At 65.0% G+C, this 16,331-nt stretch carries 17 protein-coding genes; 6 read left to right on the top strand and 11 right to left on the bottom strand.

The annotated features are described in order from the left end of the window. Positions 1 to 28 precede the first annotated feature (28 nt). A complete protein-coding gene (gene fmt, locus VGN62_RS15215; RefSeq protein WP_327455361.1) occupies positions 29 to 949 on the top strand; it encodes a methionyl-tRNA formyltransferase in 921 nt (306 codons plus the stop codon). Next, positions 946 to 1,686, top strand: coding sequence for a tRNA pseudouridine(38-40) synthase TruA (gene truA / locus VGN62_RS15210; protein ID WP_327455359.1), 741 nt, complete (start codon positions 946 to 948; stop codon positions 1,684 to 1,686). Before fmt ends, truA begins: the two co-directional genes overlap by 4 nt. A 54-nt stretch (positions 1,687 to 1,740) precedes the next feature. Here truA and VGN62_RS15205 read toward each other — a convergent pair whose 3' ends face one another. Then, positions 1,741 to 2,268, bottom strand: coding sequence for a CarD family transcriptional regulator (locus VGN62_RS15205; protein ID WP_037511307.1), 528 nt, complete (start codon positions 2,266 to 2,268; stop codon positions 1,741 to 1,743). Positions 2,269 to 2,581: 313 nt separating this feature from the next. Here VGN62_RS15205 and VGN62_RS15200 point away from each other — a divergent pair, with 313 nt between their 5' ends. After that, positions 2,582 to 3,397, top strand: a complete 816-nt coding sequence (locus tag VGN62_RS15200) for an SDR family NAD(P)-dependent oxidoreductase (protein ID WP_327455356.1) — start codon at positions 2,582 to 2,584, stop codon at positions 3,395 to 3,397. 20 nt (positions 3,398 to 3,417) lie between these two features. On the opposite strand, the gene VGN62_RS15195 is transcribed toward VGN62_RS15200, so the two are convergent. From VGN62_RS15195 to hisG, 7 genes are all read right to left on the bottom strand, one after another. Continuing rightward, complete coding sequence (locus VGN62_RS15195; protein WP_327455354.1) at positions 3,418 to 5,436, bottom strand: alpha/beta hydrolase family protein; 2,019 nt, start codon at positions 5,434 to 5,436, stop codon at positions 3,418 to 3,420. 234 nt (positions 5,437 to 5,670) lie between these two features. Beyond that, complete coding sequence (locus tag VGN62_RS15190) at positions 5,671 to 7,785, bottom strand: sodium-translocating pyrophosphatase (protein ID WP_327455352.1); 2,115 nt, start codon at positions 7,783 to 7,785, stop codon at positions 5,671 to 5,673. A gap of 154 nt (positions 7,786 to 7,939) precedes the next feature. After that, the gene (locus tag VGN62_RS15185; protein WP_327455350.1) at positions 7,940 to 9,031 is read right to left on the bottom strand and encodes an SEL1-like repeat protein; all 1,092 of its coding nucleotides are present in this window, start codon (positions 9,029 to 9,031) and stop codon (positions 7,940 to 7,942) included. A 102-nt stretch (positions 9,032 to 9,133) separates the two neighbouring features. Beyond that, entirely contained in the window at positions 9,134 to 10,063 is a 930-nt protein-coding gene (gene thiL / locus VGN62_RS15180) for a thiamine-phosphate kinase (RefSeq protein ID WP_327455348.1), read from the bottom strand. A gap of 98 nt (positions 10,064 to 10,161) precedes the next feature. Next, complete coding sequence (gene nusB, locus VGN62_RS15175) at positions 10,162 to 10,608, bottom strand: transcription antitermination factor NusB (RefSeq protein WP_327455346.1); 447 nt, start codon at positions 10,606 to 10,608, stop codon at positions 10,162 to 10,164. A 7-nt stretch (positions 10,609 to 10,615) separates the two neighbouring features. Next, complete coding sequence (hisD, locus tag VGN62_RS15170; RefSeq protein ID WP_327455344.1) at positions 10,616 to 11,908, bottom strand: histidinol dehydrogenase; 1,293 nt, start codon at positions 11,906 to 11,908, stop codon at positions 10,616 to 10,618. Then, complete coding sequence (hisG, locus tag VGN62_RS15165) at positions 11,895 to 12,551, bottom strand: ATP phosphoribosyltransferase (protein ID WP_327455342.1); 657 nt, start codon at positions 12,549 to 12,551, stop codon at positions 11,895 to 11,897. Before hisG ends, hisD begins: the two co-directional genes overlap by 14 nt. Positions 12,552 to 12,590: 39 nt before the next feature. Here hisG and VGN62_RS15160 point away from each other — a divergent pair, with 39 nt between their 5' ends. Continuing rightward, complete coding sequence (locus tag VGN62_RS15160) at positions 12,591 to 13,682, top strand: DUF2332 domain-containing protein (protein ID WP_327455340.1); 1,092 nt, start codon at positions 12,591 to 12,593, stop codon at positions 13,680 to 13,682. 29 nt (positions 13,683 to 13,711) lie between these two features. Continuing rightward, on the top strand, positions 13,712 to 14,782 hold the full coding sequence (locus VGN62_RS15155) for an alpha/beta hydrolase family protein (protein ID WP_327455338.1): 1,071 nt from the start codon (positions 13,712 to 13,714) through the stop codon (positions 14,780 to 14,782). A 24-nt stretch (positions 14,783 to 14,806) separates the two neighbouring features. Here the strand turns inward: VGN62_RS15155 and VGN62_RS15150 are convergent, their stop codons facing one another. Both VGN62_RS15150 and VGN62_RS15145 read right to left on the bottom strand, forming a co-directional pair. Next, entirely contained in the window at positions 14,807 to 15,253 is a 447-nt protein-coding gene (locus VGN62_RS15150) for a DUF1465 family protein (protein WP_327455336.1), read from the bottom strand. A gap of 152 nt (positions 15,254 to 15,405) precedes the next feature. Further along, on the bottom strand, positions 15,406 to 15,603 hold the full coding sequence (locus VGN62_RS15145) for a YdcH family protein (protein ID WP_327455334.1): 198 nt from the start codon (positions 15,601 to 15,603) through the stop codon (positions 15,406 to 15,408). 123 nt (positions 15,604 to 15,726) lie between these two features. On the opposite strand from VGN62_RS15145, the gene VGN62_RS15140 reads away from it, so the two are divergent. After that, a complete protein-coding gene (locus VGN62_RS15140) occupies positions 15,727 to 15,885 on the top strand; it encodes a DUF465 domain-containing protein (protein ID WP_083435846.1) in 159 nt (52 codons plus the stop codon). 46 nt (positions 15,886 to 15,931) lie between these two features. Here VGN62_RS15140 and VGN62_RS15135 read toward each other — a convergent pair whose 3' ends face one another. After that, a complete protein-coding gene (locus VGN62_RS15135) occupies positions 15,932 to 16,318 on the bottom strand; it encodes a PilZ domain-containing protein (protein ID WP_327455330.1) in 387 nt (128 codons plus the stop codon). Positions 16,319 to 16,331 lie beyond the last annotated feature (13 nt).

Raw genomic sequence — 16,331 nt, 5'->3', positions numbered from 1 at the left:
CGTCTTAAGCGGCGCGCGAGAAATGACAATGCGCATCGCCTTTATGGGAACGCCGCCCTTTGCGGTACCGACGCTCGCCGCGCTCCACGCGGCGGGGCACGAAATCGTGGCCGTCTATACGCAGCCGCCGCGCCCGGCGCAGCGCGGCAAGAAATTGCAGAAGAGCCCGGTACAGGTATGGGCCGAGGAACATGGCCTTCCCGTGCGCACGCCGAAGAGCCTGCGGAACGAAGAGGCGCAGGCCGAGTTCGCGGCGCTCGACGTCGATATCGCGGTGGTCGCGGCCTATGGCCTGATCCTGCCGCAAGCGATCCTCGATGCCCCCCGCGAAGGATGCCTCAACGTCCATGGCTCGATTCTGCCGCGCTGGCGCGGCGCCGCGCCGGTGCAGCGCGCGATCCTCGCGGGCGATGGCGAAACGGGCGTGACGATCATGCAGATGGACGCGGGGCTCGATACCGGCGCGATGCGGCTAATCGAAACGACGCCCGCCGCGCGCAAGAGTGCGGGCGTGCTGACCCACGAACTCGCCGAAATGGGCGCATTAATGATGCGGCGCGTGCTGAGCGACCTCCACGCCTTTCCGCCCATGCCGCAGCCCGATGAAGGCGTCACCTATGCCGCCAAGATCGACAAGAGCGAAGCGCGGCTCGACTTCCTGACCAGCGCGGTGCAGGTCGAGCGGCAAATACGCGCGTTCAACCCGGTGCCGGGCGCCTTCTTCGAACTCGAAGGCGAGCGTTACAAGATCCTCGCCGCCGACGTCGTCCATCCGTCGGATACGGTCGCGGGCGCCGCGCCGGGTGTCACGCTCGACGATAGCTTGGCGATCGCCTGCAACCCCGCTGCGATCCGCGCAACGCGCGTCCAGCGAGCCGGGAAGCCGCCGATGGACGCCGCCGAACTCCTCCGCGGGCGGGCGATTCCGGCGGGCACGCGGCTCGCATGACCCGTTTCGCGCTCACGATCGAATATGACGGCCGCCCGTTCATGGGCTGGCAGCGGCAGGCGCACGGCCCCAGCGTCCAGCAGGCGATCGAGGAAGCGATCCATCGTTTCACCGCCGAGGAAGTGCAGGTATTCAGCGCCGGACGCACCGACGCGGGCGTTCATGCGATCGCGATGCGCGCGCATGTCGATATCGAAAAGCCGCTGACCCCGTTCAAGCTGACCGAGGCGCTCAACGCCCAGCTTCGTCCCGCGCCGGTCGCGGTGGTCGCGTGCGAGATCGTCCCCGACGACTGGCATGCGCGTTTTGCCTGTATCGGCCGGTCGTACGAATATCGCATCGTCAACCGCCGCGCGCCGCTGACGTGGGATAAGGGCCTGTCCTGGCAGGTCGCCCGCCCGCTCGATGCCGATGCGATGCATGCAGCGGCGCAGCAGTTGATCGGGCTGCACGATTTCACAACCTTCCGCTCGGCGCATTGCCAGTCGCAAAGCCCGGTGAAGACACTCGATAAATTGTCAGTCAGCCGCCACGGCGAGGAGTTAATCGTCGAAGCCGCGGCGCGCAGTTTCCTCCACCATCAGGTGCGCTCGATGGTCGGCTGTCTCGCGCTGGTGGGTTATGGCAAATGGTCGGCGCGCGACCTAAAGGCTGCGCTCGATGCCGCCGACCGCAATGCGCTGGGGCTGAACGCACCGCCCGACGGGCTCTATTTCGTGAGCGCGACCTATCCCTGAATCGAAAAGGGCGGCCCTACCAGACCGCCCTTTCCTTCATCGCAGTGGACGCGATTACACCTTTTCGGCGTAGTAAAGCGGCGCATGCTCGTTGAGGATCTGGAGGATCTTCGCTTGCGCCGTCTTTTCGTCGCTTTCTTCCATCGCGCCGAGTTCGCGCGCGAGGCGGCTCGACGCCGCTTCGAAGATCTGGCGCTCCGAATAGCTCTGCTCGGGCTGGTCGTCGGCGCGGAACAGGTCGCGGGTCACTTCGGCGATCGACACGAGGTCACCCGAGTTGATCTTCGCTTCATATTCCTGCGCGCGGCGCGACCACATGGTGCGCTTCACTTTGGGCTTGGTGGTCAGGACCTGCAGCGCTTCCTTCAGCGTCTTGTCCGACGACAGCTTGCGCATGCCCACGCCTTCGGCCTTGTTCGTCGGCACGCGAAGCGTCATTTTTTCCTTTTCGAAGCGCAGGACATACAGTTCGAGCTGCATTCCGGCGATCTCCGACCGCTGCAACTCGATGACGCGCCCCACGCCATGTTTGGGATAAACGACATAATCACCGACTTCGAACAAGAGCGTGTTCACGGACATGCAAATTCCTTTTCTTGTGCCTTGACCCCGATCTGAAAGTGCGACAACACCGGCGCATCCCGCCCTCTCGCGGAGGGGGATTTGCATTCGGGCGGCGCTAGCCAGTCAGAGTGACAAGGGATATGGCTCCATCGGAACGCCGGAAAGCGCCCCAGCCCAGTGACGGGAAGAGGCAGAGTGTCGGCGCGTTGATATTTATTATAACAGATTCGCAACAAAATTGCCACCCCTGCGCGGAAATCCGCGGCTGGGCGCCTTGACGCGTTCCAAACGACGTTTCACGCTGGGACAAAAGCAAGATGGGGATGACGATATGAAGGATCAAGTCTGGTGGATTACCGGAGCTTCGTCGGGAATCGGCGCGGCATTGGCGCGGGCGCTGGCCGCACGCGGGGCGAAGCTGGTCCTCTCGGGCCGCAACGTCGCGGCGCTCGAAGCCGTCGCAGCCGACTGCGCCACCGAGACGCTTATCCTGCCGTTCGAGGCGACCGATTATGATGCCCTCCCCGCGATTGCCGATCGGGCATGGGGCTGGCAGGGGCGTATCGACGGGCTCGTCAACAACGCCGGCATCTCGCAGCGCAGCCTTGCGATCGAAACCGATTTCGCAGTTTATCAACAAATCATCGCGGTAGACCTGCTCGCCCCGATCGCGCTTACACAGGCGTTGCTGCCGCGCATGGTAGGTGCGGGCGGCGGCCAGATTATCGCCATATCGAGCGTTGCGGGCATCGCCGGCGTGCCGCTGCGCAGCGCCTATTCGGCGGCGAAGCACGGCATCATCGGCTATCACGACGCGGTGCGCGCCGAAAATGAGCATCTCGGACTGAAAGTGCTCGTCGTCGCGCCCGGATCGGTGCGCACCAATGTCAGCCGCAACGCGCTGAACGCCGACGGCAGCGTGCGCGGGGAAAGCGACGCTGCGATCGACAATGGCCTGTCGCCCGACGACGCGGCGGCGCAGATGCTCGCCGCGGTCGATGCCGGGACACGCGAACTCGTGGTCGCAGAGGGTGCCGAAGCGGCGATCGCCACGCTACGCCGCAACGACCCCGACGCCCTGTTCGACCGGATGAGCGCGATGGTGCAGGCAGGCTATGCACAGCAGATGAAGGTGTCGGCGGCATGACCTGACCCCGTCGGTCTGCGCTATTTCACCTCCGCAGTCACCACGACCGGCAGCGCCTTGTCGGGATCGCTCGCGATGTAGGCAGGGTTGAAGCGCTCGAGCCATTTCTCGGACTCGACCAGCCACTCGATGTGCAATTCCTCGTACGGCAGGTTGTGCGTCCCCTTGGGCTGTTCGACGTAACGGAAGTCGGTCCCTTCCTTCTTGCCAGCGCCCTTCAGCCGCGACACCAGCGCCCGTGACTGTTCGATCGGAATACGCTCGTCTCGCACCCCCGCAACGATCAGGATCGGCGACCATGGGGTATCGGTATGGCGCGCCGAGGATATTGCCGATAGGTCGTCGGCAGTCGCCTGGTAACTGGCGCCGAAACTGCCGAAGGTGCTGATGTCGAACTGCTTCATCATCGGAAAATCATAGACCCCGGCCCCGGCGATGGCGCATTTCCACACCCCGGGATCGCGCTGCGCCCCGCGCGCGCTGGCATAGCCGCCATAGGACCACCCCATGACGCAGGCGCGATTCTTGTCGACCAGCCCCTGCCCCGCAAACCAGCTCACCGCGTCGTTCAGATCGGCCTGCATCCGATTGCCATAGCCGTTGGGTTTGCGCCCTTCGAGGACAAAATCCTTTCCATATCCGCCCGAGCCGCGATAATTGGGCTGGATCACGACATAGCCCAGCTCGGCGATCGCCTGATGCCAGGGAAAAACGCCGAACTCCTCCTGATCGCGGACACCGAAGGGGCCGCCATGCGGCATGACAACGACGGGAAGTCCGGCGCGATGCTTGCGGTGGCGTGGATAGGTGACCACGGCAGGGATTTCCATGCCGTCGGACGCCTTGTAGCGGATCGTTTCGGTCGGATTCAGTTCAGCGTCGTGCAGGACGGGGTGAAACCAGCCGAGCAACCGCAAGCTCCCCGTCTCGGTATCGTACAGATAATAGCCACCGGGTGCGTTGGGCTTCGCGATGAACAGGATCAGCCGGGTGTAATCCTTGTTCGCGGAGCGAATCCGGCTGTTGCCCTCGCCGAAGTCTTCATCGAAGAATTTCTGTATCTCTGCCAGCCGGGGATCGAGCCATTTCACCCGCTCGCGCGTGTCGGTGTAATTGACGCCCAGCAGGGCATCGCCGCTCCAATTCTCGATCGGCCCATCGACATCGTGGCCCGGCACTTCGAAGATCGGTTTCCCCGCGATCTCCATCGTCTGCATATTGACCTTGTAGATTTTGCGGAACCCGTCCTTGTTGCTGCTGACGACCGCCATGTCGGGTTCTTTGAGGAAGATGTCGGGGACTATCTGGCTGCCGGTGAAGGTCGGGTCCTTTTCGTTCACGACGGTCTTCAGCGTCGCGCGGTCGTCCGGCCGGTACATGACGCGCAGCTTGCCATTGTCATCATCGCCGGTGGTGGCACGGATCGTCCCCGCCCCATCGGCAATCCATTGGCTGACAAAGACATTGGGACGCATCACCGATTTGAACTCGCCGGTACGAACCATGACATTGATGACCTCGGGCCGGAATTCGCGCTGCTGGTTCCGAAAGGCGCCGCGCTGGATCATCACCGTCTCCGCCGCATGATCGACATGCACGATGTTGCCGCCATCGACGGTCGTGCCCTCCCACGCCAGGGGCGTCAACTTGCCGCTTTCCAGATCATAGGCCACCAGGCGTCGCAACTCGGCGCGCTGTCCGAAGATATTCTCGCGCGACAGCACGGTGAACACGACGGTCCGGTTCCCCACCCAGCGCCAGCTGCCGACGGTGCGATCGCCCGTTTCCCGATACTCCTCGGCCCGGACAAAGAATGTCGGTTTGGTCCCCGGCGTACCGAGGTCGATGACGCCCAGATTGTCGACACCGTTAACGCTCATCATCACGGCAATTTTGCTGCCGTCGGGCGAGAGCTGCGGATCGCGCATGAAGGGGCGTTTACCAAAGGCTGCAGTCGCAACGCGGCCCTTCTGTACCGCCGCGACGACCTCCCCCGGTGCCGCCTGAGCCGGCGCCGAAACCAGCAGAACGCCGGACAAAATTCCACAAACCATCCAATTTCGGATCATCATCGCCTCCCCCAATCCGACGCGCCGACAAGGCGCCGAAAATGTCCCCGGTCAGGCCGATGCCTACCCGATGGACAGCCTATGGCTGCGGCAGGGCGATAGCAATATCGCGTATCCGAGGTTCGCGACGGACGGCGTCGGGACACGAAAAAGCCCCGCCGGATCGTTCCGGCGGGGCTTTCTTTCGCCCGCAGGCGGTGCGGCCTAAGCCGCGCCGTGCGCCAGAGCCGCGAGGAGCAGGATCGCCACGATGTTGGTGATCTTGATCATCGGGTTGACCGCCGGACCCGCGGTGTCCTTGTACGGGTCGCCGACGGTGTCGCCGGTCACCGCGGCCTTGTGAGCCTCGCTGCCCTTGCCGCCGTGGTTGCCGTCTTCGATATACTTCTTCGCATTGTCCCATGCGCCGCCGCCCGAGGTCATCGAGATGGCGACGAACAGCCCGCCGACGATCACGCCGAGCAGGAGCGCACCGAGCGCCTCCAACGCCGCAGCCGGACCCGCGACACCGCGGATCACGAAATAGACGACGATCGGCGCGAGCACCGGCAGCAGCGAGGGAATGATCATTTCCTTGATCGCCGCCTTGGTCACCAGATCGACCGTGCGCGCGTAATCGGGCTTCGATTCATGCGTCATGATGCCCGGGTTGTTCTTGAACTGGTCGCGAACATCCTTGACCACCTCGCCCGCCGCGCGGCCAACGGCGGTCATGCCCATCGCACCGAAAAGGTACGGCAAGAGCGCGCCGAGCAGGAGCCCGACGATGACGTAGGGCGACGACAGCGAGAAGGTCAGCGGCGCGTCGATACCGAGCTTCGCCGAATATTCGGCAATGTCGGCGGTGTAGGTGCCGAACAGCACCAGCGCTGCGAGACCCGCCGAACCGATGGCATAGCCCTTGGTCACCGCCTTGGTCGTGTTGCCCACCGCGTCGAGCAGGTCGGTCTTTTCACGAACCGAATCGTCGAGACCCGCCATTTCGGCAATGCCGCCGGCATTGTCGGTGACCGGGCCATAAGCGTCGAGCGCGACGACCATGCCCGCGAGCGCGAGCATCGCGGTGGCGCCGAATGCGATGCCGATGATGCCGGCAGTCTGGTAGGCAACGATGATGCCGACGCAGATGACGAGCGTTGGCAGTGCGGTCGATTCAAGACTGATGGCGAGGCCCTGGATCACGTTGGTGCCATGGCCCGTTTCCGATGCCTTGGCGATGCTGCGCACCGGGCGATAGTTGGTACCGGTGTAATATTCGGTGATCCAGATGATCAGCCCGGTGATGACGAGGCCGAGCAGCGAGCAGAAGAACAGGTCTTCGCCGTTGAACTCGGTACCGGTGATATTCGTGCTCATGTCGCCGAGCGCATATTGGGTCGAGAACCAGATCGCCGGGATCGAGAGGACCGCGGTGACGAGGAAGCCCTTGTACATCGCGCCCATGACATTCTTCGACGAGCCGAGGCGCACGAAATAGGTGCCGATGATCGAGGTGACGATGCACACGCCGCCCATCAGCAGCGGCAGCGTCATCAGCGGCACGAGCTGGTCGCCCGCGCCCTTGAGCAGCAGCGCGATCAGCACCATCGTGGCACCGACGGTGACGACATAGGTTTCGAACAGGTCGGCGGCCATGCCGGCGCAATCGCCGACATTATCACCGACGTTATCGGCGATAACCGCGGGGTTGCGCGGATCGTCCTCGGGGATTCCGGCCTCAACCTTACCGACAAGGTCGGCGCCCACGTCGGCGGCCTTGGTGAAGATACCGCCGCCAAGGCGCGCGAAGATCGAGATCAGCGAGGCGCCGAAGGCGAGCGCGACAAGCGCATCGACGACCGTGCGGTCCTCACCGCCGACGGTGTAGCCGCCGGGTCCGACAAGGTACCAGAAGAAGACCGAGATCGCGAGCAAAGCGAGGCCCGCCACCAGCATGCCGGTGATCGCGCCGGCGCGAAACGCCATGGTCAGGCCCGACTGCAGCCCGGTCTGCGCCGCCGCCGCGGTGCGGACGTTGGCTTTCACAGAGATGTTCATGCCGACGAATCCGGCGACGCCCGACAGGACAGCGCCGATGACGAAGCCCGTCGCCGAGATCGGGCCGAGGAACAGGCCGACAAGAATGGCGACGACGACGCCGACGATGGCAATGGTGCGATATTGGCGGCCGAGATAGGCCTTGGCGCCTTCCTGGATGGCGGCGGCAATTTCCTGCATCTTTTCGTTACCCGCCGATGCGCTGAGCACCTGCCGCGAGGTAATAAATCCATAGAGTACGGCCACCAGGCCGCACGCTATCGCGATCAAAACCGGATTCATGCGTGTTGCTTCCTTCCCCATGAGAAGGGCGACGCAGAAGATAGCAGTCGAGCACGTCCGACTTATTGATGCCGGTTCGCTCTCTCCCCTGATGCGACCGCCCCAAATTTGGACGCCGAGTTATGGGAAGAAAGAAAGCCAAGGGCAACCCCGGTTATTCGGCACTTTTCCGTGATTTCAGCGCAGCGCCGGCCGCGCCGGTTCCGGTGTCCGTGCCGCGCGCCGCCTCCAGCGCCTTTCGCGCCTCGTCGGCGGATTCGGTGTCGGGATCAAGTTCGAGGGTGCGCTCGAGCAGTTCGACGGCGCGCGCGATATCGCGGTCGATGCCCTTGCCGGTCTGATAGGCGCGTGCCAGCGAAAAGCAGCTTTCGGGCTCCCCCATCGTGCAGGCCCGGTCGAACAATTCCAGCGCCCGGCCGCGATCGCGGCGGGCGCCACGCCCGTCGTTCACCATCAGCGCAAGATTGCCGCACGCCGACTTGTCATCGGCCCGGCAACTTTGCTCGAACAGCGCAATCGCCCTTTTATAGTCGCGCGGCATGCCAAGTCCGTCGCGGTGCAGGACACCCAGATTGTAACAGGCATGTTCGTCTCCGGCTTTGCAGGACCGCTCGAACAGTTTGGCAGCGCGGCGCTGGCTCGGCGCGCGCCCCTTTCCGAGCGAATAGGATGCGCCGAGGTTCGAGCATCCCGAGACATCGCCCATATCGCAAGCCTGCCGGAACAACATGGCGGCGCGTTTGGAATCCTTGGGAACGCCCTCGCCGCCGATATGGGCAAGACCGAGGTTCGAGCAGGACGTTGCCTCGCCGCCGTGGCAGGCAAAGGCATAATAGGCAGCCGCGCGTTCGTGCGAGAGGATAACGCCGCTCCCCCGGCTATAGGCATAGCCGGTCATGGCGCACCCGGTCATATCGCCCAGCTGGCAAGCGCGCGCGAAATACGGCGTGGCAAGCGCATCGTCGCGGGGAACGCCATCGCCTTCGTGATGGAAATAGGCGAGCCGGGTACAGGCTTCCGCATTGCCCGCCTCGCAATCGGCAGCGGCAACCGCGCGATCGTCGGACGCATCATCTTCGTCGGACGCTGCGGGCGGCGCTTCGTCCGGATCGACCGTCTGCGTGCGTGCGGGCTCTACCGGCGGCCCCGGCTCCGCCCGCGCGGGACTAGCCAGACCGGCAAGTACGGCAAGGCAGATCACCACCATCGTTCGGGGAACATAGCGCCGGATCATTCGGTCGATCATCGCCGCATCTGTGCCTGCCATCCAGCAGAATATAAAGAGAATTTTCTGCCGCGCCGCCTCCGTCGGATCGGCGGAGAAAACGCCACCGCCGCAAATCTGCGATCAGTGCATGAAGCCGAGACTGGCTGGCAGCGCGATCCGCTGCGCGCGATGCGTCAACATGATCCCCTCGCCCACACCGGCATGTCCGAGCGGGGTGACGGCGATATTCAGCCCAGTCGCAATCTCGCGGATCGCCCCGGCTTTGCCCGGATCGGCGGCGAACAGCAGTTGGTAATCGTCGCCCGCAGTCGCCGCCGCGAGCCGCGTGTCGAGCACGTCGGGGCGCACCGCGAGCAACGCCGCCGACAGCGGGATCGCCTCCAGCATGATGCCCAGCTCGCACCCGCTGGCCTCCGCCATGCGCTGCGCGTCGATCAGCAGGCCGTCGGATACATCCATCATCGCATGGACATGCGGCGCGACCGCCTGGCCAAAGGTCAGCTGCGGCTGCGGCCGCTTGTAGGCGGAAAGGCAGGTCTCGTTCGGATCGACCTGTCCCAATCGCATCGCAAGACCCAGCCCCGCATTGCCGATCGTGCCCGTGACCCATAGCTGGTCGCCCGGCCGTGCGCCGCTACGCGTCGGCGCCCCGCCCGGTGGCGCGCGGCCGATCGCGGTCAGCCCGAAGCTGCGCGGCGCCCCCGCGGGCGCACGCACCGTATCGCCGCCGAGCAGGATGACGCCGAACCGCCGCAGCACAAGGTCGAGTCCCTCGGCAAAGGCGGCGTCCCATTGTTCGTCGCCGAGGCTGTAGCCGACGAGTACGCCGACCGGCGCCGCTCCCTTCGCCGCGAGGTCGGACAGGTTCACCGCGACGAGTTTCCACGCGACATCCTGCGGCGTGTCATCGGGAAGGAAATGAATGCCCTCGACGATCATGTCGTGGGTAAGGACCAGCCCCTCCCACTCCGCCGCATCGTCGGCAAGCCCGCGCGCGGCGGGGTCGGTCGCAATGCTGCGCAGACGGGCGATGAAATCGGCTTCGCTCATACGCAAATCGTAGCGAATACCGTTACGGTATAAAAGATACCGAACCGGGCGCCCCTATAATGGTGGGGGGCCAGAGCGCATTTGCGCAACGGTTGGACCTACTTCCGCACGTCCTTGCCGATCGCGTCGAGCAGGCCATTCGCGAACCCGGCCTCGCGCGCATCGAAAAACGCCTTGGCGACATCGACATATTCGCTGACCACCGCGCCAATGGGCACGTCACTGCGCGCCATCAGTTCGTAAGAACCGGCGCGCAGGATCGCCTTCATCGTGCGGTCGAGCCGGTCCATCGACCAGCCGCTCGCGAGCCGCGCGACGATCGCCGCGTCGATCTCTTCCGCGCGCGCGAGCGTGCCCTTTACAATGTCGTCGAAGAAGGCGGTGTCGGCGTCGGCATATTCCGCATCCTCGATCGTCGCGCCGATACGGTGCTGATGGAATTCGTGGATCAGCTTGGCGACGGGCGTCGCCTCCATCTCGTGCTGATAAAGCGCCTGGACGGCGGCGAGGCGGGCGGCGGAGCGGGACTGGGTGCGTTTGTTCATGACGTTTCTACTTTAGACGGTTCTGGACGCTGAGCGCGTGCGCGGGAAGCCCCTCGGCGCCGGCGAGCGCTACCGCCGCCGGACCGATGGCGGCAAGGCTCGCTTCATCGAGTGCAAGGAAGCTGGTGCGCTTCATGAAGTCGGTGACCGACAGCCCGCTCGAAAAGCGCGCGCGGCGCCCGGTGGGGAGGACGTGGTTCGGACCCGCGACATAATCGCCTATGGCTTCAGGCGTCTGGCGGCCGAGGAAAACCGAACCCGCGTGGCGCACCTTGGCGAACAGCGCGTCGGCTTCGGCCGGATCGACGGCGAGTTCGAGATGTTCGGGCGCGAGCCGGTCGCACAAGGGGATCGCGGTGGCCAGCGTCGGCACGACGATCACTGCGCCATTGTCGGCCCAGCTCGCCTGCATCGTCGGCGCGGTGCTCAGCGTCGGGATGACATGCGCCACCGCGGCGGCAACCGCATCGGCGAAATCGCCGTCGTCGGTGAACAGGATCGACTGGCTGGTCGGGTCATGTTCGGCCTGGCTCAGGAGGTCTGCGGCGATGACGTGCGGTTCGTTCTGCGCATCGGCGACGACGACGATCTCGCTCGGCCCCGCCACCATGTCGATGCCGACGACACCGTAAAGCTGGCGCTTCGCTTCGGCGACCCACGCATTGCCCGGACCGGTGACGACATCGACCGGTGCGATCCTGTCCGTACCATAGGCCAGCGCCGCGACCGCCTGCGCGCCGCCGACGCGCCAGATTTCGTCGACCCCACCGATATGCGCCGCGGCCATCACGACCGGGTTGGTCTCACCCCCCGGCGTCGGGGTCATCATCACGATGCGCTCGACCCCCGCGACCTTCGCGGGAAGGATGTTCATCAGCACGGACGAAGGATAGGCTGCGCGCCCGCCCGGCACATACACGCCCGCCGCATCGACCGCGCTCCAACGCGCCCCAAGCCGCGCGCCGGTGGCGTCGCGATAATCGCGGTTCTCGGGAAGCTGCGCCGCATGATAGGCTCGGATACGATCGGCGGCGAGGTTCAGCGCATCGCGCAGATCGGGCGCCAGCGCTTCATAGGCCGCCGCGCATTCTTCCTTCGAAATGCTCCAGCCGCTCGCGTCCAAATCGAAGCGGTCGAACTTCGCGGTATAGTCGGCGAGCGCGGCGTCGCCCTCGGCCTTCACCCGCGCGATGATCGCCGCGACGTCGGCCGATACGTCGGACGCGCTCTCGCGCCGATCATTGACCAGCGCGTCGAACTCGGCCGCAAAGCCGGGTTCGGAAGCATCAAGCCGCCGCATCGCCCACCGCCTGCCGGAATTTTTCCACGAGCGCCGGCACCTCGGCCGAGCGCAGCTTGAACGCGGCGCGGTTGACGATCAGCCGCGCCGACACCTCGCTGATGATGGTCTGCTCGGCGAGCGCATTTTCGACGAGCGTGCGCCCCGTCGAGACAAGGTCGACGATGTGCGAGGCGAGCCCGAGCTTCGGCGCAATCTCCATCGCGCCGTTGAGCTTGATGCACTCGGCCTGGATACCCTGCGCCTCGAACCAGCGGCGCGTGGTTCCGGGATATTTGGTTGCGACGCGAATGTGGCTTTCGCCGAGTCCCGGTGGCGCGCTGCCCTCCGGCCCCGCGAGCGACAGGCGGCAATGGCCGATACCGAGGTCGACGGGCGCATAAAGCTCCGAATAATCGAACTCGTCGACGACGTCCGAACCGACGATGCCGAGCTGCGCCGCGCCATGCGCGACAAAGGTCGCGACGTCGAAGGCGCGGACGCGGATCAGCGAGATATGCGGCTGATTTGTCCCAAAAACTAACGCCCTGCTTTTCTTGTCGAAAAACTCGTCGGACGGCTCTATCCCGACGCGCGCAAGCAAGGGCAGCGCCTCGTCGAGGATGCGCCCTTTCGGGATGGCAAAGATGATCGGTTCGGGCATAAGCTTGCGCGCCCATAAGCGGCGAGAGGAAAAAGGGCAATGAGCGAGCGCTACGAGTTCGTCGACATGGCCGAAACGGGTCCAAAGGCCGTTCGCACCGCCTTTGCCAATCAGGTCGCCTATTGCCGCCATAATGATGCGCGGGTCACCGCGCGCGTCGTCGCCGCACTCGCCACGCTGCTCGACAAGCCCGCAAGCGAATTTGCGCGCCGCATCGCCGCATGGGCAGGGCCCCCGCTCGCCGATGCGCTGCCGCTGCGCGCCGCCGGCGGCATCCATGCGCTGCACCTGTCGGGCGCCGCCGACGAACTTGCGCCGATCTATGCCGACGCCGAGGATATCAACGACACCGCGATCGTTGCGGGTGCTGTCCATCGCCACGAGGCGGCGCTCCTCCCTTGGCTCGACGGGCCGCCGCAGACCAACGAGGCGGGGCGCTCATCGAACTTCATCGCGGCGATGCTCTGGCTCGCCGACCAGGGTCTGCCGCCGCATTTCGATTGCCTCGAGATCGGTTCGAGCGCGGGGATCAACCTGATGATCGACCGCTATCATTATGACCTTGGCGGCGTGCATGTCGGCCCGCAGCCGGGCGCGATGGCCTTCGCGCCCGAATGGCGCGGTGACCATCCACCCATACACGATATTGGCTTTACCGGGTTGAAGGGGTGCGACGTCGCGCCCGTCGACCTGACCGACCCGGCGCAGGCGCTGCGGCTGAAAGCCTATATCTGGCCCGAACATCATATCCGCTTTGCGCGCATGGAAGCGGCGATCGCCGCGGCGACCGAGGAACCGCCGCAACTTATCCGCGCCAACGCCGCCGATTTCGTCGAGGCCGAACTTGCGCGGCCGCAGGCGGATGGGACGACGCGGGTGCTGATGCACTCGATCGTCTGGCAATATGTCCCCGCCGACCAGCAGGCGCGGGTCACCGCAGCGATGGAAGCCGCGGGCGCGCGCGCGACTGCCGAAAAACCGCTCGCATGGATCGCGCTCGAAGCCAATCGCACCGTGCACCATCACGAGCTGGTCGTGCGTTACTGGCCGGACGGCGATGCGCCGCGGATGCTGGGCCGCGCCCATGCCCATGGCGCGTGGGTCGAATGGCTGGGTTCTCAACCACAATGACGCCCGTTCGCCCAACCGGAGATCGATCGATGCGCCCCCCCATCGCCCTTTACGCAATCGCCGCATTTCTTTGCTCATCGCAGCAGGCTTCGGCGGCGCCGACCGCGCCCGACGTGCCGTGGAGCGCTCCAGCAACAACCGTCGTCATGGCCGAGGAGCGCCGGTTCACCAGTGGCGGCGCCGAGCTTTCGGGAACGCTTTACCTGCCGCGCAGCAGCAAGCCGGTGGCCGCGATCGTGGTCACGCACAGCGCATCCTCGCCGCTCGGCAGCGCGTCGCTCTACGATCATCTGAAAACGGTGCTGCCCGCGTTGGGGATTGCCGTTTTCACCTATGACCGGCGCGGCTCGGGACGGTCGGGGACAAAAGACGCGGGGGGAAATTTCACGATCCTCGCCGACGACGCGATCGCCGCGGTCCAAAGCCTGAAGGCGGATCGCCGCATCGACCCCAAGCGCATCGGCACATGGGGATTGAGCCAGGGTGGATGGATTTCGCCGCTCGCCGCGTCGCGCAGCGCCGATATCGCGTTCGTGATTTCGGTATCCGCGCCCGTCGTCACCGCCGACGTCCAGATGATCTTCTCATCGACCAATCATCTGCGGGCCAATGGCTATTCGCAGGCCGATATCGACCAGATGGTCGCAACGCGGAAGGCGGTCGACGACTATATGCGAGGCACGGCGGGCAAGGACGCGGCCCAGCGGATGATCGACGGCGCCAAGACCAAGCCCTGGTTCAAATATCTCTATATGGGCGAGACGGTGCGCGACCGGGAGGTTTCGGGATGGCGTAAGGAGATCGAGAATGATCCGCTGACCAACCTCACGGCGGTCACCGTACCGATGCTCGTCCTCTACGGTACGAACGACGCGGTCGTTCCCGTCACCAGTTCGGTCGAGCGCCTGAAAACCGTGGCCGCGCGGATGCCCAGGCTGAAGGTCCATGTCGTTACGGGCGCCGATCACGCGATGCAGATATCGGCCGACGAAAAGGTTGCGCTCGACCCGAAATATGACGGGACCGAGCAGGCCGACTCACCTGAATATCTGGCCGTACTTGCAAGCTGGCTCGGCGCCCGGGGACTGGTGACGGACTGACCGGTCCGCAGGCCGGCCGAGCGATTACAGCCGTGCCTCCAGCCGCGCGAGAAGCTGCTGCACGGGGGTGACGGCGGGCGCTTCCCACCCCGCTTCGATCTTCGCGATGCGTTCGAACAAGCGTTCGCTGGCGGCGACGATACGGCGAACCGACTCTTCGAAACCCGCGCATACATCCCAGTCAGCGGCAACCGGTGCACCGATCCGCGCCGCGCTGTCGTTCGGCCCCGCGCCGGGGTCGCCCGCGAACATCGCGCGGCGGTGGAGCAGCCAGGCGATGATGTGCATCAGCCGCGTCGTCGTCTTCAGCGATTCGCACGCGAGGCCGATCTGCGACAGCGCATCGCCGGCAAGCGCGCCGAGATCGCGCTGCGCGGCAAAGGCTGCGTGCGCCTCGTCGGCGAGCAGCATTGCCTCGACATAGAGATTTTCGACCTGTGCCCGCTGCACGGGGATGTCGATTGCCGCCATGTTTGTTCGCCCACCGACCATGAAGACGGGGATGCCATGTCCCGGGCCAGCTCGGCAATGGCAGTAACCATGAAATCTGCGGGTCTGGTCGTCCCGTTTTGATTCAGGCGCATAGCGAGGGGAAGCGGGCCGGTGCGGCCGACTTGGTCGCGTCAGGCGATGATGTCAGGGAGCAGCTGGTCCTCGCACCAGGCAATCTCGTCGCGCAGGCGCAGCTTGCGCTTTTTGAGCCGCGCGAGCTGCAGCTGGTCGGGAACCGCCGCCGTGCCAAGCGCGATGATCGCCGCGTCGAGATCGCGGTGCTCGACGCGAAGCAGTTCCAGGCGCTGGGTAATTTCCTCCGGGTTCACACGGCCTCCCTGCCACGTTCACCACTGGTCCGCAACGGGGACCGCTTGGCCGAATCGCCACGACATTGCGGCCGTTTCATGATTTACTTCGTCCTGCCCATCGAGTCGAAAAGGAGAATGCCAATGAGCACGTCGCACCTTTCCACCCTGAAGTCCCGCCACGCGGACCTCGATGTGAAAATTGCGAATGAAGAGCGTCGCCCCGCCCCCGATACCGGTGTGCTTGCCCAGCTCAAAAAGCAGAAACTGAAACTCAAGGAAGAGATGCTCGCGATCGCCTGATCGCCAGCGCTATCGCCCCGCTGATGCCACCCTGTTCAAGGACGCATCAGCGCCGGCGATAGAAGGGGCCTTTTTCGAGGCCCGTGCGCCGCAGATGCGGCGGCAAATCGGAAGGCGAAACCACCTGACGGCGAACGGCCTGCGGATCGACCGGACGGTCGAACGCGATCCCGAACTTGCCCTCGCCCGCCCAGATAACGCGGCCTGCAACCGGGCCGACATTGCGCAGGTCGATTTGGACCGCTTCGCCCTGTGCGACATTTACGCTCGCTTCGGCAAGCATCCCGCCGGGCGACAGGTTGCGCACGCGCACCGTGACCGGGTTCGCGCCGGGCAGGATCAGGCTGGCCTGCAGGAACAGGCTGTCGCGATCGGCACCGCGTGACAGTGCCGCGACTTCCTCGTCCACCGATGCCGGTCGTTGCGAATCCATTTGCGCCCCATTC

The sequence above is a fragment of the Sphingopyxis sp. genome, from assembly GCF_035998905.1.
In the GTDB taxonomy this organism is placed as follows: Bacteria; Pseudomonadota; Alphaproteobacteria; order Sphingomonadales; family Sphingomonadaceae; genus Sphingopyxis.
Note: the sequence above shows the minus strand (reverse complement) of the source record. Positions and strands in the feature narration are given on the sequence as shown.

Bases quoted from the DNA above. Each gene is read 5' to 3' on its own strand.
- truA (WP_327455359.1), top strand. From the start codon at position 946: ATGACCCGTTTCGCGCTCACGATCGAATATGACGGCCGCCCGTTCATG.
- nusB (WP_327455346.1), bottom strand. From the start codon at position 10,608: ATGAACAAACGCACCCAGTCCCGCTCCGCCGCCCGCCTCGCCGCCGTC.
- hisD (WP_327455344.1), bottom strand. From the start codon at position 11,908: ATGCGGCGGCTTGATGCTTCCGAACCCGGCTTTGCGGCCGAGTTCGAC.
- VGN62_RS15190 (WP_327455352.1), bottom strand. From the start codon at position 7,785: ATGAATCCGGTTTTGATCGCGATAGCGTGCGGCCTGGTGGCCGTACTC.
- fmt (WP_327455361.1), top strand. From the start codon at position 29: ATGCGCATCGCCTTTATGGGAACGCCGCCCTTTGCGGTACCGACGCTC.
- thiL (WP_327455348.1), bottom strand. From the start codon at position 10,063: ATGAGCGAAGCCGATTTCATCGCCCGTCTGCGCAGCATTGCGACCGAC.
- VGN62_RS15155 (WP_327455338.1), top strand. From the start codon at position 13,712: ATGCGCCCCCCCATCGCCCTTTACGCAATCGCCGCATTTCTTTGCTCA.
- VGN62_RS15140 (WP_083435846.1), top strand. From the start codon at position 15,727: ATGAGCACGTCGCACCTTTCCACCCTGAAGTCCCGCCACGCGGACCTC.
- VGN62_RS15160 (WP_327455340.1), top strand. From the start codon at position 12,591: ATGAGCGAGCGCTACGAGTTCGTCGACATGGCCGAAACGGGTCCAAAG.
- VGN62_RS15150 (WP_327455336.1), bottom strand. From the start codon at position 15,253: ATGGCGGCAATCGACATCCCCGTGCAGCGGGCACAGGTCGAAAATCTC.
- VGN62_RS15185 (WP_327455350.1), bottom strand. From the start codon at position 9,031: ATGATCGACCGAATGATCCGGCGCTATGTTCCCCGAACGATGGTGGTG.
- VGN62_RS15135 (WP_327455330.1), bottom strand. From the start codon at position 16,318: ATGGATTCGCAACGACCGGCATCGGTGGACGAGGAAGTCGCGGCACTG.
- hisG (WP_327455342.1), bottom strand. From the start codon at position 12,551: ATGCCCGAACCGATCATCTTTGCCATCCCGAAAGGGCGCATCCTCGAC.
- VGN62_RS15200 (WP_327455356.1), top strand. From the start codon at position 2,582: ATGAAGGATCAAGTCTGGTGGATTACCGGAGCTTCGTCGGGAATCGGC.
- VGN62_RS15205 (WP_037511307.1), bottom strand. From the start codon at position 2,268: ATGTCCGTGAACACGCTCTTGTTCGAAGTCGGTGATTATGTCGTTTAT.